This window comes from Polycladidibacter hongkongensis (assembly GCF_001561995.1).
In the GTDB taxonomy this organism is placed as follows: Bacteria; Pseudomonadota; Alphaproteobacteria; order Rhizobiales; family Stappiaceae; genus Pseudovibrio; species Pseudovibrio hongkongensis.
In genome coordinates, this window is sequence record NZ_LLWC01000010.1 from 149,098 (window position 1) to 172,788 (window position 23,691).

At 53.3% G+C, this 23,691-nt stretch carries 23 protein-coding genes; 10 read left to right on the plus strand and 13 right to left on the minus strand.

The genetic code is table 11. The features are described from left to right. Window positions 1-15 precede the first annotated feature (15 nt). Window positions 16-966, minus strand: a complete 951-nt coding sequence (gene fabD, locus AYK82_RS05560) for an ACP S-malonyltransferase (RefSeq protein WP_068312380.1) — start codon at window positions 964-966, stop codon at window positions 16-18. A 630-nt stretch (window positions 967-1,596) separates the two neighbouring features. Here fabD and rpsF point away from each other — a divergent pair. The 9 genes from rpsF (at window position 1,597) to AYK82_RS05610 (ending at window position 10,701) form a co-directional block, all read left to right on the plus strand. Beyond that, complete coding sequence (rpsF, locus tag AYK82_RS05570) at window positions 1,597-2,001, plus strand: 30S ribosomal protein S6 (RefSeq protein WP_068312387.1); 405 nt, start codon at window positions 1,597-1,599, stop codon at window positions 1,999-2,001. Window positions 2,002-2,007: 6 nt separating this feature from the next. Then, on the plus strand, window positions 2,008-2,250 hold the full coding sequence (rpsR, locus tag AYK82_RS05575) for a 30S ribosomal protein S18 (protein ID WP_068312390.1): 243 nt from the start codon (window positions 2,008-2,010) through the stop codon (window positions 2,248-2,250). A gap of 192 nt (window positions 2,251-2,442) precedes the next feature. Further along, the gene (gene rplI, locus AYK82_RS05580) at window positions 2,443-3,039 is read left to right on the plus strand and encodes a 50S ribosomal protein L9 (protein WP_068312393.1); all 597 of its coding nucleotides are present in this window, start codon (window positions 2,443-2,445) and stop codon (window positions 3,037-3,039) included. A gap of 539 nt (window positions 3,040-3,578) precedes the next feature. Continuing rightward, window positions 3,579-5,066: a replicative DNA helicase gene (locus AYK82_RS05585; RefSeq protein ID WP_068312396.1), complete on the plus strand. Its 1,488-nt coding sequence runs from the start codon at window positions 3,579-3,581 to the stop codon at window positions 5,064-5,066. Window positions 5,067-5,158: 92 nt separating this feature from the next. Then, window positions 5,159-6,304 carry an alanine racemase gene (alr, locus tag AYK82_RS05590; protein ID WP_172795192.1) on the plus strand — a complete coding sequence of 382 codons (1,146 nt, stop codon included), beginning with the start codon at window positions 5,159-5,161 and terminating at the stop codon, window positions 6,302-6,304. Window positions 6,305-6,327: 23 nt separating this feature from the next. Further along, entirely contained in the window at window positions 6,328-7,722 is a 1,395-nt protein-coding gene (gene radA / locus AYK82_RS05595; protein WP_068312400.1) for a DNA repair protein RadA, read from the plus strand. Window positions 7,723-7,816: 94 nt separating this feature from the next. Beyond that, window positions 7,817-8,428: a CvpA family protein gene (locus AYK82_RS05600; protein WP_068312403.1), complete on the plus strand. Its 612-nt coding sequence runs from the start codon at window positions 7,817-7,819 to the stop codon at window positions 8,426-8,428. A gap of 32 nt (window positions 8,429-8,460) precedes the next feature. Continuing rightward, on the plus strand, window positions 8,461-9,951 hold the full coding sequence (gene purF, locus AYK82_RS05605) for an amidophosphoribosyltransferase (RefSeq protein ID WP_068312406.1): 1,491 nt from the start codon (window positions 8,461-8,463) through the stop codon (window positions 9,949-9,951). 3 nt (window positions 9,952-9,954) lie between these two features. After that, window positions 9,955-10,701, plus strand: a complete 747-nt coding sequence (locus tag AYK82_RS05610; protein ID WP_068312409.1) for an SDR family NAD(P)-dependent oxidoreductase — start codon at window positions 9,955-9,957, stop codon at window positions 10,699-10,701. 116 nt (window positions 10,702-10,817) lie between these two features. Here the strand turns inward: AYK82_RS05610 and AYK82_RS05615 are convergent, their stop codons facing one another. The 6 genes from AYK82_RS05615 to AYK82_RS05640 form a co-directional block, all read right to left on the minus strand. Continuing rightward, window positions 10,818-11,612 (minus strand): inositol monophosphatase family protein, encoded by a 795-nt coding sequence (locus tag AYK82_RS05615; protein WP_068312412.1) that lies wholly within the window; start codon window positions 11,610-11,612, stop codon window positions 10,818-10,820. Window positions 11,613-11,851: 239 nt separating this feature from the next. Further along, entirely contained in the window at window positions 11,852-13,264 is a 1,413-nt protein-coding gene (der, locus tag AYK82_RS05620; protein ID WP_068312415.1) for a ribosome biogenesis GTPase Der, read from the minus strand. A 29-nt stretch (window positions 13,265-13,293) separates the two neighbouring features. Further along, window positions 13,294-14,640 carry a PQQ-like beta-propeller repeat protein gene (locus tag AYK82_RS05625; RefSeq protein WP_068312417.1) on the minus strand — a complete coding sequence of 449 codons (1,347 nt, stop codon included), beginning with the start codon at window positions 14,638-14,640 and terminating at the stop codon, window positions 13,294-13,296. 12 nt (window positions 14,641-14,652) lie between these two features. Then, window positions 14,653-15,312, minus strand: coding sequence for a tetratricopeptide repeat protein (locus AYK82_RS05630; protein ID WP_068312420.1), 660 nt, complete (start codon window positions 15,310-15,312; stop codon window positions 14,653-14,655). A gap of 274 nt (window positions 15,313-15,586) precedes the next feature. Continuing rightward, on the minus strand, window positions 15,587-16,162 hold the full coding sequence (locus AYK82_RS05635; protein WP_068312423.1) for an NnrU family protein: 576 nt from the start codon (window positions 16,160-16,162) through the stop codon (window positions 15,587-15,589). Window positions 16,163-16,259: 97 nt separating this feature from the next. Next, window positions 16,260-16,835: an NnrU family protein gene (locus AYK82_RS05640; protein WP_082733771.1), complete on the minus strand. Its 576-nt coding sequence runs from the start codon at window positions 16,833-16,835 to the stop codon at window positions 16,260-16,262. Between the two features lie 198 nt (window positions 16,836-17,033). Between AYK82_RS05640 and AYK82_RS05645 the strand changes: the two genes are divergently transcribed. Continuing rightward, entirely contained in the window at window positions 17,034-17,321 is a 288-nt protein-coding gene (locus AYK82_RS05645) for a PilZ domain-containing protein (RefSeq protein ID WP_068312429.1), read from the plus strand. 257 nt (window positions 17,322-17,578) lie between these two features. On the opposite strand, the gene AYK82_RS05650 is transcribed toward AYK82_RS05645, so the two are convergent. The 6 genes from AYK82_RS05650 to AYK82_RS05670 all read right to left on the minus strand — a co-directional run bounded on the left by AYK82_RS05650 (window position 17,579) and on the right by AYK82_RS05670 (window position 23,622). Next, entirely contained in the window at window positions 17,579-18,835 is a 1,257-nt protein-coding gene (locus AYK82_RS05650; RefSeq protein ID WP_068312432.1) for a hypothetical protein, read from the minus strand. Beyond that, entirely contained in the window at window positions 18,810-20,660 is a 1,851-nt protein-coding gene (locus tag AYK82_RS05655; RefSeq protein WP_068312435.1) for a carbamoyltransferase family protein, read from the minus strand. The genes AYK82_RS05650 and AYK82_RS05655 overlap by 26 nt, the downstream gene beginning before the upstream one ends. 9 nt (window positions 20,661-20,669) lie before the next feature. Further along, a complete protein-coding gene (locus tag AYK82_RS18295; RefSeq protein ID WP_244265715.1) occupies window positions 20,670-20,819 on the minus strand; it encodes a DUF5989 family protein in 150 nt (49 codons plus the stop codon). Window positions 20,820-20,827: 8 nt separating this feature from the next. Continuing rightward, complete coding sequence (locus AYK82_RS05660; RefSeq protein ID WP_156453265.1) at window positions 20,828-21,256, minus strand: SxtJ family membrane protein; 429 nt, start codon at window positions 21,254-21,256, stop codon at window positions 20,828-20,830. A 168-nt stretch (window positions 21,257-21,424) separates the two neighbouring features. Beyond that, window positions 21,425-22,972 (minus strand): glutamine-hydrolyzing GMP synthase, encoded by a 1,548-nt coding sequence (guaA, locus tag AYK82_RS05665; protein ID WP_068312441.1) that lies wholly within the window; start codon window positions 22,970-22,972, stop codon window positions 21,425-21,427. A gap of 176 nt (window positions 22,973-23,148) precedes the next feature. Then, on the minus strand, window positions 23,149-23,622 hold the full coding sequence (locus AYK82_RS05670; RefSeq protein ID WP_068312444.1) for a MarR family winged helix-turn-helix transcriptional regulator: 474 nt from the start codon (window positions 23,620-23,622) through the stop codon (window positions 23,149-23,151). Window positions 23,623-23,691 lie beyond the last annotated feature (69 nt).

The following is a 23,691-nucleotide window of genomic DNA, read 5'->3' on the forward strand; positions in this document are numbered from 1 at the left end:
GATGTGAGCGCCAGCTTAGCTGGCAGCGTTAACGGCCTCAACGAAGGCGTCAATGTCTTCAGCAGAATTCAGCGCTGCTGTGGCTGCAGATTTTTCAATGCGGCGCACCATGCCGGACAACACCTTGCCAGCACCGACTTCAACCAATGTGCTCGCGCCTGCGCCTACCATATAAGAAACGCTTTCACGCCAGCGCACGGTGCCGGTGACTTGCTCAACAAGGCGTGTGCGGATGTCGTCGGCGCTGGTGATTGGCGCGGCAAGAACGTTGGCCACCAATGGCACGCAAGGATCTTGCATTTGTACGTTTGCCAAGGCCTCGGCCATTTTTTCGGCGGCAGGCTGCATCAGTGTGCAGTGGAATGGCGCGGATACAGGCAACATGACAGCGCGGCGTGCGCCTTTGGCTTTTGCCAATTCACAAGCGCGCTCAACCGCGGCTTTATGGCCGGAGACGACTACCTGTCCGCCGCCATTGTCGTTGGCTGCCTGACAGATCTCGCCTTGAGCTGCCTCTTCCGCCACTTGCATCGCTGCATCAAAGTCCAGCCCCAGCAGCGCCGCCATAGCGCCCTCGCCCACGGGTACGGCTGCTTGCATGGCCTCACCACGGGTACGCAACAGGCGGGCTGTATCAGCGATGGTGAAGGTACCTGCGGCTGCAAGAGCGGAGTATTCACCCAAGGAATGGCCGGCAACAAACTTTGCCGTTGTGGCAAGGTCAAGCCCTTTGGCTTTCAGTACGGCTATGGTTGCCAGCGACACTGCCATAAGCGCTGGTTGTGCGTTCGCAGTCAGGGTCAGCTCTTCCTGCGACCCTTCCCAAATAATTTTGCTCAGGGACTGCCCCAGAGCCTCATCTACTTCCGCAAAGACGGCGCGAGCCTCTGGAAACTGGCTTGCCAGCTCCTGCCCCATACCAACTGTCTGGGAACCTTGCCCAGGGAAAGTAAATGCATAACTCATGGTCACATCTCCAAATTTGCTCGAACCACAGCAGTAGGCGGCGCGCTTGCGCGTTTTGACTGCCTTGGCCGGAGCCGATCACACGCCACCTTAGTGAGAACGACCTTGTAGAGGCTGGCGTGCTTTGCTTACATCAAACTATGGGCAGTACCCATCTAAGTTTAAAGGGTCCTGTGCTCTTTTTTTCACTTGATCCTTGCCCGAAGGGCCATGCATTCAAGCGTTCGTTGCAACAGATTTTTGTACCGGACCCAAGGCCTTAAAATCTTAAAAAACTGTGCAGGACTCTAGGGTTTCCTTGCGTCCGCAGCCTTTGATACTGCCATTCAACTTGCGCGGACAAGAGCCCCTGTTCGGCGCAAAAGTCAAGGCGAAACGGGAAAAAAGGGCGCTTTTGAACAGAACCTCTTGTGTTTTTGGGTTTTCACAGTATAAACGCTCTCGCATTTCCGGTTTCAGGCCGGGGGCTGAAAGGAAGGTGTGTGGCTTTGCTTGCACATAGGAATCGAATGCGGTCTCCGTCTTCCCGTGTTCCCGCTCTTGTTTAAGAAACTTCTCGCCTAGAAGCACTAGCGCACGAAGAGGCTTGGCGCCGAAACCGGAGGATACACAACCAGAAAGGCATTTCACATGGCGCTCTATGAGCACGTGGTTCTGGCTCGTCAGGACATTTCTACCCAGCAGGTAGAAGCTCTTGTTGAACAGTTTAAAACTGTTCTGGAAGAAAACGGTGGCAAGGTCTCCAAGATCGAGCCATGGGGTCTGCGTACGCTGACTTACCGCATCAACAAAAACCGTAAGGCACACTATGTGCTGATCAACATCGACGCTCCTGCTGCTGCAGTTGCTGAGATGGAACGTCAGATGCGCCTCAACGAAGACATTCTGCGCTTCATGACCATCCGTGTTGAAGAACTGGATGAGAACCCATCTGCAATGATGCAGAAAAAAGACCGTGACGACCGTCGTCGTGGTGATCGCCCTCAGGGCGGCCGCGATCGTGGTCCTCGTCGTACCGAAGCTGCAGCGGAGTAATCGAAAATGGCTGAATCTTCTCCAGCACGTCGCCCTTTCTTCCGTCGTCGCAAGACCTGCCCATTCTCTGGCGCAAACGCTCCTGCGATTGACTACAAGGACATCCGTCTTCTGCAGCGCTACATTTCCGAGCGCGGCAAGATCGTTCCTTCCCGTATCACCGCCGTTTCTGCAAAGAAACAGCGTGAGCTGGCAAAAGCAATCAAGCGCGCCCGTTTCTTGGGCCTGCTGCCATTCGTAATCAAGTAAGTTTACGAGTGATGCTTTAAAAAGGCCGGCTTAGCTGGCCTTTTTCCTTCCCTCATATTTGCCCGTTAAATGGCAATGAGTGGAAATCCGGTTGGAGCCCACGGACCTTTTCATCAAAGGCGGCTCCTAACTGCATGTGAGCGCTTAATCGGTGTTCTTTATGCAGGACAGCAACTCCCAGGAGACAAAGACATGAAAGTTATCCTTCTTGAGCGCGTGGCCAAACTGGGCCAGATGGGCGACACTGTAACCGTTCGTGACGGTTATGCCCGTAACTTCCTGCTGCCTCAGGGCAAAGCACTGCGCGCGAACAAAGCCAACCTTGAGCGCTTCGAAAACGAACGCGCCCAGCTGGAAGCACGTAACCTTGAGCGCAAGCAAGAAGCTGCTGCTGTTGGTGAAAAACTGGCTGGCCAGAAGTTCGTAGCGATCCGCGCTGCTGGCGAAACCGGCCAGCTGTACGGTTCTGTTGCTGCACGCGACATTGCAAGCCTTTTGACCGATGGCGGTTTCTCCGTTGCTCGTTCACAGGTTACCCTGCGCGCACCAATCAAAACCATCGGCCTGCATGACGTTGTTATCGCGCTGCACCCAGAGGTTGAGGTTGAGGTTGTTCTGAACGTTGCACGTTCTGAAGACGAAGCTGTTCGCCAGGAAGCTGGTGAAGACCTGACCGGCCGTGAAGAAGACGCCTTCGAGTTTGAAGAAGACGAAGACGAGCTGGAAGAAGGCGAAGAAGCGACCGAGGAAGCAGAAGAAGAAGCTGCTGACGAGGAAGAAGCAGAGTAATTCTACTGTTGCTAGCTTTTTGCTGATCAAATCATTCAGGCGGGCCTCTATCAGGCTCGCCTGTTTTGATTCTATCCTCCCCCTTCTTGTTGGGGGTGGAAATGCAGGATTGCGCCCCACGCGTGATGGTACGCAGGCAAAATATTTTTTGTCGCCCCTGCATCTGGTTGCAGACAGATCCAAGCACTGCCGACCTGCACCCGCCGGTTTCCCCTTGGGCAAATACTCCCTGATTTCTAGGTACCCAGTTTATTAGGGACAACGCTCCCCTTAAAAGGCATTGTTTTTTCTAGCCAATAACGAATCTCTAAGCAGATCAGAAGGGCAAGAGACTCTTGGTATCTCTATGATATATTTCGAGAAAATTCGCCGGACCTGTGATTTCTGGCGCGTTTAACGGGTGGTTAATGTCAATTGGCAACCGTTAATTTTCCCCGCTGATCTAATGTTGTTAAAGAACTGTATTTTGTTGCCCTGTACCCTCTTTCCCTTGCCGGTGCGACGGGGTAACCAAGTTGCCTAGCGGCAAGAGGGGCATTATGACGGGCAAGGTACAAAAACTAGAAACGGCAGCGGAAAACCTACGCGTGGTTCCGCACAATGCCGAAGCAGAACGACAATTGCTCGGGGCGATCCTCGTCAATAACGAAACGTTCTACCGGGTTTCGGAGTTTTTGGAACCACAGCATTTTTTCCTTGAGCCACATAAAGACATCTATGAGAAATGTTCAGCCCTGATCCGCGCTGGCAAGATTGCCTCTCCCATTACGCTGAAGACGTTTTTTGGTAATGACGAAAAGATCGCAGATCTCAGCGCCACGCAGTATTTGCTGCGCTTGGCCGCCGATGCGACCACAATTATCAATGCCGAAGATTACGGCCGTACAATTTACGATCTGGCGGTACGCCGCAACCTGATCACCATTGGCGAAGACATGGTCAATGTTGCATTTGATGCGCCCATTGATATGCCGCCGGACGAGCAAATTGATTCTGCAGAGCGCAGGCTTTACGAACTTGCGGAAAGCGGCAAGAGTGAAGGCGCCTTTGTTGATTTTGGCAGTGCGCTAACGCAAACGATTGAAATGGCTGCGGCGGCCTATCAGCGTGACGGAGCGCTTTCGGGAATATCCTCCGGTCTGCGTGACCTTGACCGGCTCATGGGTGGCTTGCAGCAATCGGATCTGGTGGTGCTCGCCGGGCGCCCGGCGATGGGTAAGACCTCGCTTGCCACCAATATCGCCTATAATATTGCCCAGTCTTTTCAGGCGGAAGAACAGCCGGATGGCACGCTGAAGACCGTGAATGGTGGCGTGGTTGGCTTCTTCTCGCTGGAAATGAGTGCTGAACAGCTGGCAACCCGTATTATTTCCGAGCAGACCGAGATTTCATCCTCCAAGATTCGCCGTGGTGACATTAACGAGGCCGATTTTGAGAAACTGGTCGCAGCCACCCAGCATATGCAGCATGTGCCGCTGCATGTGGACCAGACAGGTGGTATCTCGATCGCCGCCCTCGTGTCCAAAGCGCGGCGTTTGAAGCGGCAAAAAGGGCTGGATTTGCTAATTGTAGACTATATTCAGCTGCTAACCGGCTCCTCCAAGAACCAAGGTAACCGCGTACAAGAGATCACCGAGATCACCACTGGCCTAAAAGCCTTGGCAAAAGAGTTAAATGTTCCGATTATCGCTTTGTCGCAGCTGTCGCGTCAGGTGGAGAACCGCGACGACAAGCGGCCGCAAATGTCAGATTTGCGTGAATCGGGCTCGATCGAACAGGATGCGGACGTTATTCTGTTTGTTTATCGTGAAGAATACTACATGGGTAAGAAGGAGCCGCCGGAAGGGTCGCCAGAGTATGAAACATGGCGGGCGGATATGGAGCGGCTGAAGGGGCGCGCCGAGGTGATTATTGCCAAGCAGCGTCACGGCCCTACCGGCATTGTCGATTTGCAGTTCCAAGGGGAGTTTACCCGTTTCTCTGACCTTGCAGATAATGCGCATATTCCTGATCGAATTATGGAATAGGCATCAATTCGGCAAATTGCGGCTTTATGTGCCGCGTGAACACCGGTAATCTTCCCCAGATTACCGGTTTTGTTTTGGAGTACCCTACCCAGATGTCAGCGGCTCGCCCCCTGCCCCGCCGTAGCACCACGGCCCGCTTGCAAGTTGATCTTGCAGCTGTTGTCGCCAATTGGCGTAAGCTTAAAACCCAGCTGAACCCCGCATGCATCTGCGCTGCGGTCGTCAAGGCCGATGCCTACGGTCTTGGCGCTGCGCGAGTTGTAAATGCTCTTTATGGGGAAGGCGTGGACACGTTTTTCGTCGCATTTGCCGAAGAGGCGGCGCGGTTGCGGCCCATGGCGCCTGACGCGGTTTTCTATGTGCTGAGCGGGTTGGTGCCGGGGGCGGCTGCATTCTACCATGAGCATGCGCTGCGCCCCGTTCTCAACTCGCTTGAGGAATTACTCGAGTGGTCCAGCCACTGCCACGCGGAAGGCAAGCGCCTGCCCGCGGCATTGCATATTGATAGTGGCATGAAGCGGCTTGGAATGAGCGCCGATGAAGTGTTCGCCCTTGATGAACACGGCGAAGCGCTGGAGCACATTGATTTACGGCTGATCATGTCGCATCTGGCCTGTGCAGAAACGCCAGACCATCCCCTCAACGCGCAGCAGCTAGAAAAGTTTACTTCTCTAGCGGACCGGTTTGATAGTGTGCCGCGTTCTTTGGCAAACTCCTCCGGTATTTTCCTTGGCAAGAATTATCAAATGGACATGGTGCGCCCAGGCATTGCGCTATACGGCGGCAATCCGACACCGCAGCATGACAATCCAATGCGCGATTGCTTGCAACTTGAGGCACAGGTCTTGCAAGTGAACGAGCTGAACAAAGGAGAAAGCGCAGGCTACGGCGCCGCGCAAGTGGCCAAGCGGGCAACACGGCTGGCGACCATCAACCTTGGCTATGCCGATGGCTATTTACGGGCCGCAAGCGGTGCTACAGGGCGAAAAAAGCCGGCGATAGTGAGTATCGAAGGGCACAAGGCGCCAGTATTTGGACGCGTTTCAATGGATACTGTGATGATTGATGTGAGCGATGTACCTGCGCACTTGGTCAAGCGGGGGAGCATCGTACAGGTTATCGGGCCGCAAGTGCCGGTGGATAGCACCGCGCATGGCGCGCAGACCATATCCTACGAGATTCTGACAGGCCTTGGCGCACGGTACCAGCGTTCTTATCGCTATACCCACGACGTCTAACACGAAACTCAAGGAGTGCCATCTTGGCAAAACGGGCGATTTCCTATGTCTGTCAGTCTTGCGGGGCGGTGAGCGCCAAATGGCAAGGGCGCTGCGAGAGCTGCGGCGAGTGGAATTCCATTCAGGAAGAGCGTGCAGATAGCGGTGTTGGCGCCGGTCCCGCTTCAACAAAACGGTCTCGCGGGCGCGTGGTGCCGCTGACAAGTTTTGCGGGCGAGACCCGCGAAGCGCCGCGCATTGTTACCGGTGTTGGCGAACTTGACAGGGTGACTGGGGGCGGGTTTGTCAAGGGCTCCGCGCTGCTGGTGGGCGGCGATCCGGGCATTGGCAAATCGACGTTGTTGACACAGGCCAGTGCCGTACTGGCGCAGCAGGGGCATCACACGGTCTATATTTCCGGTGAGGAAGCCGTGGGGCAAGTGCGCCTGCGCGCCGAACGGTTGGGCCTGCGCGAAGCGCCGGTGGCGCTTGCTGCCGAAACCAGTGTCGAGGATATTCTGGCGACACTGGAAGAGGGGCAAAAACCGGCACTGGTGATTCTCGATAGTATCCAGACCTTGTGGACCGATCAGGTGGATTCGCCGCCCGGAACGGTGACACAGGTGCGCGCCTCGGCTCAGGCATTGGTGCGGTTTGCAAAGCGCACCGGCACTACGGTGGTGATCGTTGGCCATGTGACCAAGGACGGACAGATCGCCGGACCGCGGGTAGTGGAGCATATGGTGGACGGCGTGCTCTATTTTGAAGGGGACGGGGCGCACCAGTATCGCATTTTGCGGGCCGTAAAAAACCGCTTTGGCCCCACGGACGAGATCGGCGTCTTTGAAATGTCCGATACGGGGCTGCGCGAGGTGAAAAACCCCTCGGCTTTGTTCCTGGGAGAGCGGAGCGCTACCTCCCCCGGGGCCGCTGTGTTCGCCGGAATTGAGGGAACCCGTCCATTATTGGTGGAAATTCAGGCTCTGGTGGCGCCCTCACCTCTGGGAACGCCGCGCCGCGCGGTCATTGGCTGGGACAATGCCAGACTGTCGATGATACTGGCCGTTCTGGAGGCGCGCTGCGGGGTGCGCTTTGCCCAGCATGATGTGTATCTGAACGTGGCGGGGGGCTTGCGCATAAATGAGCCGGCGGCGGACCTTGCGGTGGCCGCAGCTTTGATCTCCTCGCTTTCTGGGGCTCCCCTGCCGCTTGAAAACGTCTATTTTGGGGAAATCAGCCTTTCTGGCGCAATCCGGCCGGTGGCGCATGCACAAAGCCGGTTAAAAGAAGCGCAGAAGCTGGGCTTTAGTGCTGCGGTGGTACCGGAAGCCAATCTCAAGGATGCCAACGGCACGCCGCAGATGGCGCGCGGACTTGGCGAACTTGCCGAATTGGTGGCCAGTGTGGCCTCCAGTGGACAAACGCTCGCAAATGCTTAAAAAGGCAGCGAGGTTTATCTTTTAAGATTCATTAGGGCTGCGCAGGCAGGGGCTCTTGCCCGCGCGGCGACACACAAAAGAATAGAGGCTGATCATGCCGATCACGCTACTTGACGGGATTTTGCTCGTTATCATGCTGTTGTCCGCCTTCCTTGCCATGGTGCGAGGGTTTGTGCGGGAAGTCCTTTCCATCGCCTCTTGGGTGGCCGCAGCGGTTAGCGCCTATTATTTCTACGGTTCGGTTGAACCTATGGTTGCGCCTTATGTTGGCGAGGGTACTTTGGCGACCATCATCGCCATTGGCGCGGTGTTTGTGCTGACACTCATTGTGGTTAGTTTTATTACTATGTTCCTATCGGATCTTGTGTTAGACAGCCGCATCGGCGCTCTGGACAGGTCTTTAGGCTTTGTTTTTGGAGCGGCCCGCGGCTTTTTGCTGATGGTGGTGGCCCTGTTGTTCTTCAACTGGTTTGTGCCAGAGGAGAAGCAACCTACCTGGATTTTCGAGGCCAAATCGCGGCACCTTCTGGAGAGCACTGGCAACGCGCTGGTGTCCGCCCTGCCCGACGACCCGGAAAAAGCTATCATGGATCAGTTCAAACAAGGCAGCGCACCAAAAAATACAGAGGGACGCGACGAGGAAGCCGGATACTCGGCCGCCGAGCGGCAAGGGATCGGGCAACTGAGCGAGACTGGTGGCCAATAGCCACCTAACATGCACAACTGAAGGAGTACGCCATGAGCGGCGGCGAAAAGCCTATGACCCCCACGCTTGAAGAGATGCTCACGGATTTGAATGGCGACACCCTGCAGGAAGAATGCGGCGTTTTTGGCATACTGGGCCATGAAGATGCGGCGGCGATTACAGCTTTGGGGCTGCATGCGCTACAGCACCGCGGCCAAGAGGCGGCAGGTATTGTCACCTATGATGGCGAGCAGTTTCGCTCCGAGCGGCACCTTGGGCTGGTGGGAGACAGCTTCTCCAACGCAGATACCATTGATGCGTTGAAAGGCGCTTACGCCATTGGTCATGTGCGTTACTCGACCACAGGTGCGCCGGTGCTACGCAATGTGCAGCCATTGTTCGCCGAGCTCGATGGTGGTGGCATCGCCGTCTGTCACAATGGTAACTTCACCAATGCCATGTCTTTGCGCAAACAGCTCATCAAAGACGGGGCGATTTGCCAGTCAACCTCTGATTCTGAGGTGGTGTTGCAGCTGGTGGCCAAGAGCCGCGAAGCGAAGATTGTTGATCGCTTTATCGAGGCCATCTCGCAGATGGAAGGCGCGTATTCGCTGGTCGCACTGACGCGTAAAAAGCTGATTGGTGCGCGTGATCCTTTGGGCATTCGTCCGCTGGTACTCGGCGATTTGAACGGCGCACCGATTTTTGCCTCCGAGACCTGCGCACTTGATATCATTGGCGCCAAGTTCATCCGCGAAGTTGAAAATGGCGAAGTGGTGGTCTGTACCCCTTCAGGCATCGAGAGTTACTTCCCCTTTGGCAAGCGCCCGGCGCGGCCATGTATCTTTGAATACATCTACTTCTCGCGCCCGGACTCTGTCCTTGGCGGTCGCACTGTTTACGATGTGCGCAAGGCCTTCGGGAAGCAATTGGCGCATGAGACCGGTGTGGACGCGGATGTGATTGTACCGGTGCCTGATTCCGGTGTTCCAGCAGCGCTTGGATTTTCGCAGGAAAGTGGCATCCCATTCGAACTTGGCATTATCCGCAATCACTATGTCGGGCGTACCTTTATCGAACCAACCCAGCAGATTCGCACACTTGGCGTAAAGCTCAAGCACTCGGCAAACCGAGCGCAGATTGAGGGCAAACGGGTCGTGCTTGTGGATGATAGTCTGGTGCGCGGCACTACCTCGCTAAAGATCGTGCAGATGATCCGCGAGGCGGGGGCAAAAGAAGTGCATTTCCGCTTGGCATCGCCGCCAATCCGCTACTCCGATTATTATGGCATTGATACGCCGGTGCGCGAAAAGCTGCTGGCCGCCAAATACGATCTTGAGGGCATGCGCAATTACATCGGCGCTGATACGCTTGCCTTCCTCTCGGTTGATGGCATTTACAAAGCAATGGGCTATGATGGGCGGGACAAGGATAATCCGCAGTTCACCGATCATTGCTTTACCGGGGATTACCCGACAGCCCTTACAGATTTGAATGATGACGGGGACAATCGCAGCCGTCCGCGTCTTGTGGAAGTAAGCTAAGTTATGAGCGATAAAGACTTGCAAGGCCGCACAGCGGTTGTGACAGGCGCTTCGCGCGGCATTGGATATTTCGTTGCGCGTGAGTTGGCAGAACGTGGCGCCCACGTGGTGGCGATAGCGCGCACGGTTGGCGGGCTGGAAGAGCTGGACGACGAGATCCGCGGCCTTGGCGGCACAGCAACATTGGTTCCGCTGGATCTTAAAGACTATGATGCGCTGGACAGGCTCGGCGGGGCGCTTTTTGAGCGGCACAAATGCCTCGATATTCTGGTGGGGAATGCCGGTATTTTGGGCCCAATGTCCCCACTGGCGCATATAGATCCGAAGAAGTTCGACGAGGTTATGGCGGTAAACGTAACTGCGAACTGGCGGTTATTACGTTCACTTGATCCGCTGCTGCGCCAATCGGATGCGGGGCGGGCAGTGTTCCTTTCCTCAGGTGCGCCGCATAAGTGCAAGGCGTATTGGGGTCCCTACTCCATGTCAAAAGCCGCGCTGGAGGCGATGGTTCGCACCTATGCCAATGAGACGCTGAAAACGAGTGTACAGGCGATGTTGGTCAATCCGGGGCCCATGCGCACCGGTATGCGTGCGCAGGCAATGCCGGGGGAGGATCCAGAGACACTGCCGCACCCAAGCACTATCGCAGCGGCGATTGCCAAGCTGTGCTTGCCCGGTTCTCAGGCCAACGGGCAGCTCTACGACCATCCATCAGGCGAGATCCGCAGCTTTGCCCAACTCTCCAGCTAGCCCTTGGGCAAGCTGCTAAGAAAAATGAAAAAGCCCCTGTCAAGCAGCGCTTGGCGGGGGCTTTTGCCGTTTGCACAGCCGCTAGCGGCTGTGCTTTTCCATTAGAGGCCAGTTCGTTATGCCTCAGGCAGTGACAGGGTGGCGTCGGCCAACTTCTTGATTTCCTCATAGACGCCGGGGGCGCCCAAAACGATGCGCGGAGGCCGCTGCATGCCTTTTTCAATATCGAAGCTGTCCAGAATATTGCCTGCCTCGGTCGCAATCAGCAGGCCTGCATATGCGTCCCAGCAATTCATGCGGTCCTCAATGTAGCCAATCAGACGGCCGGCAGCTGCATAGGAGAGCATGAGGCCACCTGATGCGTTGCGAAAATAGATACCGCCTGCGTTAAGGAGCTTTTTCATTGCGGCCAGTGATTCATCGATAATACCCTTGGAGGAAAAGCCTGTGCCAAGGCTACCAGAGGCCAAGCTCGTGCTTTTGGAGGCTGAAATCGGTTTGCCATTCAAGTGAGCGCCTTTGCCCTTTTGCGCGCTGAACAACTCGTTATTGCAGGGATCAAAAATGGTGCCGATGACAATTTCGTCCTCTTTGACGCAAGCAATGATAACGCACCACTGGGGAATACCGGTGATAAAATTCTGCGTGCCGTCAATGGGGTCAATGATCCAAGTATAGCCGGTTGTGCCTGTTACGCGGCCATGCTCTTCGCCAACGATACCGTCCTGTGGAAACGCTTTGGCAATGGCATCACGGATAAGGGTTTCGGTGTTGCGATCTGCCTCACTCACCATGTCTTGTTGACCCTTTGCTTCCACATTCAGGCAGTCGAAATTGTGGAAGTATTCAAGCGCGTAGGCGCCGGCCTGCTTAACGGTAGCGCAGGCAAATTCAAAGCGTGCATCGGTCATGGTTTTTCCTATTCTTTTGCGCGAACCACCAAAGTAACGTCGCGGCTGCAATAAGATCGGGAGGATAGGCAGCGGTTGCGGCGTAAAATGTACTTCGGTGGTGCTAAAAACGGTTGGCACAGCGCCCCAAGCTTTACAAGCGGGAAATTACGTAGCGCGGCCATACGTCGTGCGTGTGACGGGCTATGAATAAGGCTCCTGACCAATATACGATCAGGAGCCTTTTTAACTGTACAAAACTAACGCTTTTTCTTGCCAGCGTAGGGGTTGTCCCCTTTGCGGTACGACAGGCGTACCGGCGTGCCTTTGATGTCAAAGCGTTCGCGGATGCCGTTCACAAGATAGCGGGTGTAGCTTTCCGGCAGCTGCTCGGGGCGTGAACAGAACACCACAAAATGCGGTGGCCGGGTTTTTACCTGCGTCATGTAACGCAGGCGCACACGGCGGCCCGAGACAGCAGGCGGCGGATGGTGCACCAGAACACCATCGAGCCAGCGGTTAAGCTGCGAGGTGCCCACACGGCGGTTCCACATGCCATAGGCCCGGAATGCGGCCTGCATCAACCGATCAACGCCCTGCCCGTGTATGCCGGAGAGCGTGACGATTTCCACGCCGCGTAACTGGTTGAGGTACCGTTCCTGACAATCGCGCAGGTGCTCCCACGCCGCATCACGATCTTCGACCAGATCCCACTTGTTCACCGCGATGACGATGGAACGGCCTTCGCGAGCGCATAGCTCGAGGATTTGCAGGTCCTGTTTTTCAAAGGCGCAAGTGGCATCCAAAGTCAGAATGACCACTTCGGCAAATTTGATCGCCCGCAGAGCATCTGCGACAGAGAGCTTTTCAAGCTTTTCCTGCACGCGAGCGCGTTTGCGGATTCCAGCGGTATCAAACACCTTGAGATGATGATCGTTCCACGTCCACTCAACGGAAATGGAATCGCGGGTGATCCCCGCTTCCGGACCTGTCAGCAAGCGCTCTTCGCCGAGCATGGTGTTGATCAACGTGGATTTGCCCGCATTGGGGCGGCCGACGATGGCAACACGCAAAGGACGCTCGGTGGTGCCCACCTGCTCGTCGTCCTCCTCCGGGTCGTCATCATCCACATCCACATCGCTTAGAGCAACGTCTTCGCTGTAGCTTTCCTCTTCCAATTCCTCAACGATCGGCTTGAGGATGTGGTAGAGGTCGGCCATGCCTTCGCCGTGCTCGGCAGAAACAGCCAGTGGCTCGCCGAGGCCAAGCTGAAACGCTTCGTAGAGCCCGCCCTCACCGGCCTTGCCCTCAGCTTTGTTGGCGCACAGGATCACCGGAGTATCCGTGCGGCGCAGCAAATTGGCGAAGGTTTTGTCCAGTGGCATCAAGCCTGCGCGTGCATCGATCAGAAACAGGATCGCGTCGGCCTCTTTGATCGCCTCTTCGGTTTGCGAGCGCATGCGCCCTTCCAGAGAGGAAGCATCGGCCTCTTCTAGTCCAGCCGTATCAACGATCTTGAAACGCAGATCCCCCAGACGTGCATCGCCGGACCTGCGGTCGCGGGTTACACCCGGGGAATCGTCAACAAGCGCAAGGCGCTTGCCTACAAGGCGGTTAAAGAGCGTCGACTTGCCAACATTTGGTCTGCCAATAATGGCGACAGTCGCAGTCACGCGTATTCTCCTTGGGAATTCTTGCAGCGCTATTGCAGCGCTGCAACTTGTCCGTCGCCGGTTAGCACAATTAGGCGGCCTCCTGCAACAATAGGAGTTACAAATACTTTTGTACTAATGTTGCGGGTGGTCTCAAGTGTACCAGTTTTTGCATCGACGGAGGCGAAAACGCCCTTGTTTGAAATAGCCACCAATTTGCCATTGGCAAGAACCGGACCGGCCCAGTTGGTGGAGGCTTTGTCCTTTTGCCCTTTTGGCAGCGCGGCCGTCCACAGCAGCGCGCCTGTCTTCAGGTCCAGCGCACGCATGGTGTCATCAAGACCAACAAGGAAGACGCTGGAGCCTGAGACAACCGGGGTATGGACTGAACCCAAATCCGCCTCCCAAATGCGCTCGCCGGATTTCATGTTAATAGCGATGGTGCGACCAGAAACGGAGGTGGCAACCACCGTGTTGCCCGCGACAACGGGAGAACCGGAAACATCGGAGAGGCCAGAAAGCGCGCGCACACGGAAGGACCGTGCCACGGTCTCAATCCACTTTGGCTCCCCGGATTTGATATCAATGGCAGCAATCTCCCCTGAAGAGAACGGGATAATAGCCGTATTGCCGACGATGGCGGGATTGGACGAGGAAAGCAGCGCCGCAGATTCGCTAATGCCGGCGAAGCTCCACTGCAAGGCACCATCCACCTGCGAATAGGCCTGAACCTCATTGTCCTGATTCACCAGAATCACAACGCCTTTGGATGCGGCAGGTGCGCCACGAACGGGCACATCCAGATCGACCGCCCAGAGCTGATTGCCGGAGCTATCCAGCGCAAAAAGCTGGCGATAAGCCGTGGCAACAAACACCTTGCCGCCATCAAGCGCTGCACCGCCACCTGCGGCCACATCGCTTTCATCAGCGGGGCGGAGTGACCGCGAGAAGACACGGCCGCCACCGGTGTTCAGAGCCAGCAGATCACCGTTTTGCTTGTAGACATAGATGCGGTTGCCATCGGAAACGGGCCGGGCTGCAGCCCGTGGCGGCGCGGAACCGAATCCGGAGACATTCAGCTTGCCCCCGCCCATGGCCTTGCGCCAAACGACAGCACCGGTGACATTCATGGACACGTTGCCGGGGTTGTTAGAGTGTGGACCGGCGGCCTGCACCCAGCTGTTGCCCCCTGATGGCTTGCCAATCTTGGCGGTTTTGGCCGCATTTGCCGCGGTGTTTATGGATGTCTGATAAACAGGCTTTCGCTCGCCTTCCAGATATTCCTCTTTCTCCCCAAACGGGTTGAGGCCGGAAAGCGAAGAACAGCCCGCCAATGCAGAGGCTACCACAGTCATGCAAAGCAATTTTTGCCAGGAAAGACCTTTGGAACGTGTCACGCCATATTTCCCTTAGGTTGCAGGCTCTTTGGACGAGCCAATCAAATCAAGATAGATGCGCGCGCGGCTAGCCACATCGCTTGGCGCGGTCGCATCCTCTTCAATGTCAGTGAGGTATTTGGCAGCACTGGTGAAGTCGCCTGCTTTGTAGTGGGCCACTGCCATCACTTCCAAAGCTGGAAAATACATCGTCGCGCCAGGTTGCAGCTGTGCGCTAAGGCGGTCCTGAAGCTGGATCGGTGTTTCGCTGTCCAGCAGGATATACGCGGCGCGCACGGAGGCCAGAGCGCGGTAGAATGGTGCGTTGCCGCTCTCGCCTGCCAATGCGTCTAGCAGCTCGACGGCTTTGGCTTTATCGCCTTTTGCGGCCAATTCACCTGCTATGCGGAATTTCGACAGCATAGGATAGCCGCCTGCAGCATCCTCTAGTGTTTCCAGCTTGGCAATTGCCTCGTCATGCTGGCCCGCATCGGATGCTTTTACCGCTTCAAGGAAGACCTGCCCTGACGAGGCGGCCTGTGACTTTGCATAGGAGGAGTAGCCTTTATAGCCAGCGGTGCCGACAACGATCAGTGCAGCAGTTGTATAAATGATCGGGGAGAGACGTTTCCACAAACGAGAAAATTGTTCGTTTCTGACGTCTTCATCGACCTCGCGGAAAATATCGGACATGTTACTTCCTGTTGCACGCGTCGTACAAAATTATGGCTAATTGTAAACAAAAGCCGGTTTGCGCGCCACAATACTGCCTCTGTGGCAGCATGGCAAACAGCTTCTGCCCACCCTTCCAATGGTTTAATGGCGCAAATTGGGCAAGGGCAACACAAATGCAACCCAGAGACGACTAATCCCCAGCCTTGCATCAGGCTCTGCTCACTTTATGCCCCCAAGTTGTCTTGGGTGCCGTTTTTTATGCTGCCTGATCACAATGGTAGCCAAAATGGGCCTAAATGACAGGAACACCGATCAGCAGTTGATGCAGGTGCTTAAACATTATCCCGTAAAAGGCAAGGCCACACACCACCGCGAGCGCATCAGCGCGCCATAACGCCGCCTTGCTTTTCTCTGCAACAGAGGTTTGTTTAGCGCTGCGCGCATATGTTAGCAGCGAAACAATCAGCCAGACGAGCGTGCCGCCAAAGATCGCCACTGCGTAGGGTTCGCCATTTACCAAAAGGTGCGCCCCAGCCCAAAGCCCAAGAGAAACAAGGAGAGGGCGTTGCAACAAGTGGTATATCCTCCCTTTGAAAAAGGTGGCAAAGAAGCAAATGGCCGCCAGCATCAGAATTAGAAACGCCAGATGCCGGAGCTGGAAAATCGGTGTGTATAGTGGCATCACATCTTCTTCACGGGCAATGTGAACCCCGTAGATCACGAGGATAAATGCCAGTGTCGACAATAAATGAGCGATGCCAGTAAACATGCCCCTTTGTTTTTTAGCCAGCGTGTTGTTGCGCTTTATCGCAGCGAGGCCGCAGTGTACGGCGATGAGCGCCAGCATGCCAATCACAACATAAGTCATCGAATCCCCCTCATAAGCTGAGGGCGTGCTATGGCGCATTTCATGGGCATTTGCAATTTTGTTGTCGCCTAAGCCTCCATATGGCGCTTTTTATCAGCTAAAGCGGGCTCACCCCAAAAAGCCATTCATGCAATTTCATCGTAAAAGCAAGATACAACAGGCTGCCAGTGATCACGGCTAGGAAATCATTTCTAAGCGCTTTTTTCCCACTGGGGATGCCCGATGCCTGCGGTTGCCGTATTTGGGCAGACACTCTGTCGACACCGCCCCAGACAAGGAATGACGCGAAAAGAAGGACCGCATAGCTTTCCGCATTTGCCAATAGATGCGCGAGCGCCCACAAAATGACAGCCGATATCATGGGATGTACTGCGATACGCTTGATGTTGCCTGGGAGATAGACGGACGCAAGTAAAACGAATGAAACGAGCATTAACAGCCATGCCAGATGGCGCCCCCACAACGGCGTATAATAGAGCTCATTGCCCCCTTGCTCCCGTGCCACTCCAAAACCGTAGATAATCAGGCCGAGACCTGCAATCGCACAAAGGCCGAAGACACCCTCAATAGATTTTTCGCCTTTTGCCGCCTTCAAATCTGCGTAGGGTTTTGAAAACATAGGTACGCTATGAACACCTAAACATAATAGGATTCCCAAAGCCAGCAAATACAAGACTTCACTCCCTTACATATAATAAATACACCATATCTACTTGATGAAAGAATCGCAAGCAAAGACAAATACACGAGTTCTACAACTTGAAAGCACGTTTCACTGAATGTAATAAACATAAAAGCGACTTACCTAGGATTCTTGGGGAGAAGATTTGGAGGGTCGTTATCATAGTGTTTGAAATTGATTGAGGTCGATATGGAAGATAGTGAGCGTCGCCAATCGCAACGAAAACGTACTTTGAAAGAAGGACGCATTGTTTTTGGAGATAACAGCGTTGTCTATGACTGCATTGTCCGCGACTTGTCTGCTATTGGCGCTAAACTCAAAATGGAAAGCACTCAGGGTATTCCGGAGGAGTTTCAACTTTTTTTGGTTCACACTCGGCAAAAAGTTAAAGTTGAAACCAGATGGCGCACAGCCAATGAGCTAGGTGTGGAGTTTATAGGCGAGCCGGAGCAGCTTTCGGGACTTGTTCGCCTTTAACAAACCACAGACAGCACAATTGGCACTATCGCCACGACTGAAAGCTCCCCCCCCCGAGACCAAATCTTGTTGAGCCTGCTCTACGGTTAGCTGGCTGGCGGTCAAACCCTTGGAACATACTGGAAATTCCCGCATACTATGACACGCCAGCGAAGCCACTCAAAAGGGTAAGCACTTGGCAGCGGCGGACGCGAAGCATTCTCCATGATACCAAGAGCCGGTCCGACCGCGAAAACCATTTAAAGGCTTCGAAAGTGTTATTGGCTCTTGCTCCCTTGGTTTTTATGATGTGCAAATATGGCCGCCTCATCCCCACATGAAGCCTCTTTCGCGTTGAGCGGCCAATCTGGTTGCTCAGCAAGGAAGGACGCGATGTGCCGTGCCAAAACCCGGTCGCCGTACGTATGACCCAACATTACCTCTTTCCCAGATGCTTGGTCCCGATTATTAAAGTGAATCGGATCACCAAATATTGTTTGTTCTTCGTGTTCGAAAAGAGCAGACGCATCTAAAGCTGGTTCTATTTTTGAGAAAACCTCTCTTGTGAGTTGCAGGTGCTTATCAGAGGCCATATATGTGACCACACGTTTTTCATAGGGAGTTAGATGTTTACCATTTGGAAATGGCTGTAAAACGAAAGCAACCGGAAGCTGATGCGCTATTGATAACTGCTTTAGGTTTGCCAATGCCTGTTTGTATGCCTTGACATTTGCAAGTTGATCATCTGACTTATTTACGGCTGCACGTTCACGATAAACAAAGTCTTTTGCGCTGTGTAAGTCACTGGCTGAGGGCAACTGTTTCAGTGTTTCTCCAAATAGCCAAGCTGTTAGTTTCACAGTGTGGCTGTAGCTAATTTTGCTTTTTGCAACACTTTCGACAACATCTATGTACATCGCGGTAAGGGGACCGCGATTTGCCAAAGAAAAAAAGGTGCTTGCCGGAACTGAAAAATCGATAAGGTTTGTAAGGTTATAGTGTTCGTTAAAACCTTCCAATACTAACACGGCATCAATCTCCTGCCCCCAAAGCAAAAGAGCTATGCTTTGTTGAGGGTGCTTCCACGCTCCATCAGCAAAATTTATTATTCTTATTTCGTCGTAGCCTTTTGCCTGATAGCATTCATTCAAGTGCTGCTCAAATGCAGCCGGTTCTCGCAGTTGCAAACCGCCAAACTGCTTTGCAACGGATCCGCCAACAATACCTATACGAAATATGCCAGGTTTATCGCGCTCTAAACGACGCCCTGTAAGCCCGAGTTCATTTACCTCAAAGCACCGACCGGAAGTAAATGCAAGATAAGGGTGTAACTTGAAGTTGCTTTCAGGCAACGCACATTTGCCTGTGACGCTGAGATGTACATTAGTTCTCTTCGCGACAATCTCTTTAAATGGGAGATTTACTCCAATCACTTGCAGAATTATAAGTGACCCAGCCTCAAGTATACAAACCAGAATGATCATGGATGCGGCCAAACGCATCAGCTTGTTAATCAAGCTCAAAGTCTCTTTCATAGCGCGTAGCCTTTTGTTGATCTTGCTCAGTTTTAAAGAGGAGACAGTTTCCGATCACCAAACAATCAAGTTCGGTCCCCATAAAACATCTATAGGCGTCAACAGGACTACAAACGATCGGTTCGCCTCTGACATTAAAAGAGGTGTTCACAAGGACAGGACAACCTGTCTTTTCATGGAAGGCACTCAGAAGATCGTGAAACAAGGGATTTGTCTCTTTGTGTACAGTTTGAATGCGCGCGCTGTAATTAACGTGAGTTACCGCTGGAATACTTGAGCGAACTACTTGCAATTTTTCTAGGCCCAAGAGCTGCTTCTCAGCAAAACTAATGTCTCTTCTATGCTTATCAGATACGTTTGCGACCACAAGCATATAGGGGCTGTCACCAGAGACGTCGAACCATTCTTCTGCATAGTCACTTAATACAGCCGGAGCAAATGGCCTAAAGGACTCACGATACTTTACTTTTAGGTTCAGCTGCTTTTGCATAGCGCCGGAACGCGGATCTGCGATGATGCTACGTGCGCCCAGTGCCCGCGGCCCAAACTCCATTGCCCCTTGCATCCAGCCAACCGCGTAACCTGACACAAGTGCATCACTAACCTTATCGCGTAACTCGTCATCGCTACATTCGTGATAGGATGCCCCAAGCGCATCGAGCGATGCTTTCGTGTCTTGCAGTGTGTACGCCGGGCCTAGATAGCTGCCTCTCATCGCATCATTGGGCGGCTTGTTCTCTGTAGCTACATGTCTTGATCGACCAAAGTACAGGTGAAACGCTGCATATGCTGCACCCAGAGCACCGCCTGCATCGCCGGAGGCAGGCTGAATCCAGACATTTTCAAATGAAGTTTCCTTAATCAGGCGTCCATTTGCAACACAGTTAAGGGCAACCCCACCCGCTAGACATAGGTTTCTTGCTCCGGTTTCGGCCTGAAGCGAGGACGCAAGTTTTAGCAATACCTCTTCGCAGACAGCTTGTATCGATGCCGCGATATCCATGTCTCGTTGATGAATTTTTGCCTCGCCACTTCGTGGGGGAGCTCCAAACAAGCGATGGAAACGCTCGTTTGTCATGGTTAGCCCTGTACAATAATCAAAGTAGCTTAGATCAAGATGAAAACTTCCGTCGTCAGCGATACTTATCAAATTATCCTTGATGAGATCGACGTAGACTGGGCGACCATACGGGGCAAGCCCCATGAGCTTGTATTCTCCTGAGTTAACTTTGAAGCCCGCATAGTAGGTAAAAGCGGAATACAACAAGCCGAGCGAATGAGGAAATCGCAATTCTTTTATTGGCTGTAACTGTGTGTTGCTACCGGAGTAAACAGAGGTGGTTGTCCATTCGCCGACCCCATCGGCGGTCAATACCAACGCATCTTCAAAGGGAGAGGGATAAAAAGCACTCGCAGCATGGCTGAGATGGTGTTCAGAAAAGAGTAGCTTTGCATTCCAATCGTGTTTACAAGCAAACGCTTTTTCCAGGTTGGCAGTGATCATCCTTTTTTGGAACAGTTTATCTTTTACCCACACCGGAAGGGACTTTCGAAAGCTCAAGAACCCCTTAGGTGCGAAAGCAAAATAAGTTTCTAACAACCGCTCGAACTTTAAAAATGGCTTATCATAGAACACAACAGCATCAATTTGCTCTGGTTCCAGATTGGCATGACTTAAACACCAGCGAGCCGCATTGCTAGGAAAAGTGGCGTCATGCTTCTTACGGGTAAAGCGCTCTTCTTGAGCGGCCGCACATATCCTCCCATCTTGCAAGAGACACGCGGCGCTATCGTGGTAAAACGCTGAAATTCCAAGAATATTCATAGTTACACCTCAGAAGAGCGTATAAACGAAAGGCGCTACAACAGATCCTTGCGCCAGCACGAGCGCGCCTCCGAACAGAAGAAGAAGGAACACTATCGGGGCCAACCATAGTTTCCGCCGTTCTTTTAAAAAGGAATAGAACTCTGAGATAAAGGACATCAAGCACCTCAAAATTGCCGTTTGAAAAAGTTTTCCGAATAAATTTTATTGATCGGTTCACGCCAGTAAGAGCTTTTGGAGGATACCCCTTTGTTTAGCTGCAACTCATCACGCCCAAACATACGTAGGATCAGGGCAACCGGGGATATCAAGGCGTAAAACAGAAGGCCTAATACAATTGGGGAGATAACCATGCCGATCACCACTCCCAGATGGTACCAGGCTTTGTTCAGTGGCTTTAGGGCAGATGGCCGCCAACAAGCAGATGCGAGAAAGAAAACTGCCAGAAACAAAAATGCCAGAGCGTAATTACTCAAGCTTTGCAAATAGAAATATACGGCCAAACCTGCCGAAATTGCAAAGAAGAGAAGACCGAAATGTCGTTCTGGTGGCAATTCAATTCTAGTAGTTTCTAAGGATGTCTCTATTGGTGACATAAGCAAAACCCACGCTCTACTAAACTAATTGCACTACACTTTTAGTGAGAAAAGCAGTATGCCGCGCCTAGGTAAATCCTTGATCTTTCGCCCCTACAATTTCGGAATTGCCTCGCTTCGCAAACAGGGCAATAAAAAAGCCGACACTTGGCCGGCTTTCTTGTTTTATTATTCCCACTCGATGGTGCCAGGTGGTTTTGACGTCACATCGTAGACAACGCGGTTAATGCCACGTACTTCGTTTATTATTCGAGTTGCCGCTTTGGAGAGAAACTCCATGTCATAGTGGTAAAAATCGGCTGTCATGCCGTCAACCGATGTGACAGCACGAAGGGCGCAGACGAATTCGTAAGTACGGCCATCGCCCATAACGCCAACAGTTTGTACTGGGAGCAGAACAGCGAATGCCTGCCAAATTGCATCGTAAAGCCCCGCCTTGCGGATCTCATCTAGATAAATAGCGTCCGCTTGGCGCAAGATATCCAGTTTTCCGCGCGTGATACCACCTGGACAGCGGATTGCTAATCCAGGACCGGGGAACGGATGACGCCCGATAAAACTATCAGGGAGGCCAAGTTCCTTACCAAGGGCGCGCACTTCGTCCTTAAAGAGCTCGCGTAGCGGCTCAACCAGTTGCATGTTCATGCGTTCTGGCAGGCCGCCTACATTGTGATGCGATTTGATCGTTACAGATGGACCACCTGTGAAGGAGACGCTTTCGATAACATCTGGATACAGTGTGCCTTGTGCAAGGAAGTCTGCACCACCCAGTTTTCTCGCCTCGGCCTCGAAAACCTCGATGAACAGCTTCCCGATGGTTTTGCGCTTTTTCTCTGGATCAGCCTCACCTTCCAACTGACCTATAAACAGATCCGATGCATCCACATGCACCAAAGGAATATTATAGTGATCCTGGAACATTGAAACCACTTGCTCGGTTTCGCCCAAACGCATCAACCCGTGATCAACATAGATACAGGTGAGCTGGTCACCGATTGCCTCATGAATCAACACGGCAGCAACAGAACTGTCGACGCCTCCTGAGAGGCCACAGATTACACGACCTGAACCGACCTGCTTCCGGATCGCTTCGATTGCCTGTTGGCGGTATTCCGCCATTGTCCAGTCACCCGCACACCCGGCAATCTTGTGGGTGAAATTGGAAATAAGCTGCGCACCATCGGGGGTGTGTACAACTTCTGGGTGGAACTGTACGCCATAGAACCTGCGTGTTTCATCCGCGATCGCTGCAAACGGCGCGCCATCGGAAGTGGCTATGACTTGAAAGCCTTCAGGCAAGGCCTCGACACGATCGCCGTGGCTCATCCATACTTGATGATTGCTGCCAGTTTGCCAAATACCGTCAAACAGAAGAGATGGCTTTTTCGCTTCCACGAAAGCTCGGCCAAACTCGCGATGATCGGAACTGGCAACTTTGCCGCCGAGCTGGGCGCACATGGTTTGCTGACCGTAGCAGATGCCGAGTACAGGAATGCCTGATTCAAACACGATCTGGGGGGCACGGGGGCTCCCCATATCTGTAGTGGAAGCCGGACCACCTGAGAGAATAACCGCCTTCGGATTCATCTCCTTGAAGGCTGCCTCTGCAGACTGGAACGGCACGATCTCTGAGTAGACACCAGATTCGCGCACGCGCCGTGCTATGAGCTGGGTTACCTGAGAACCAAAGTCGATTATGAGGATGCGGTCTGTCATGGCGTACCACTACATGCAGACTGAGAAATTTTGAAGATGGCAACTGGTGTTTTTGGTAAAAAAAGTGAGTTCCTCGCAGGTTTTGCGGGCAACTCGCGGCTTGTCACAAAGCTATTGCAGTCTGCTTCACAAGGCGAAAAAAAATGCACTGAATAAAACGTGCCTTGGCCGTTGAATTATGCGGGAAGATCCACTTGTCCTAGCATTTGACCAAAGCGGATGCGCTCGTTCACATCGAGTTTGCGTAGCAACAATACCTCAAGTTGTTCAAGGTCTTCTATCACACGGCCAGCCAATTCGCGCCCGGCTTGAGTTGGAGTGAGGACAACCAGGCGTCGATCGCGATAGTTTTCTTTCTTCTCGACTAGCTGTGCATTTGACAAGCGCTTCACAGCACGGGAAACCGCCACAGAGTCGTAGCCCGTGAGCGGGCCGATTTCCCGTACAGAGACCTGAGCGTGTTCCAACAGGGCGCTGAGCACCATCCAATCAGGCAACGTGAGGTCATAGGCTTCTTGCAAATACTCCGAGACGCGTCGCTCCAGCCGCCGACCGACGCCGATTAAACGTAGGCACAAGTAGTTTTGAGAATCAGCTGTGAGCTCTTCCTCAAACAAGTTCATTTGGTGGTTGCCGACCCAATCGACCATAAGCTTTCAGTTCCGCGCGTGTCTTTTTACAATCTATCGTTAGCGCAGTAAGAGGTTAATTTCCTGCAA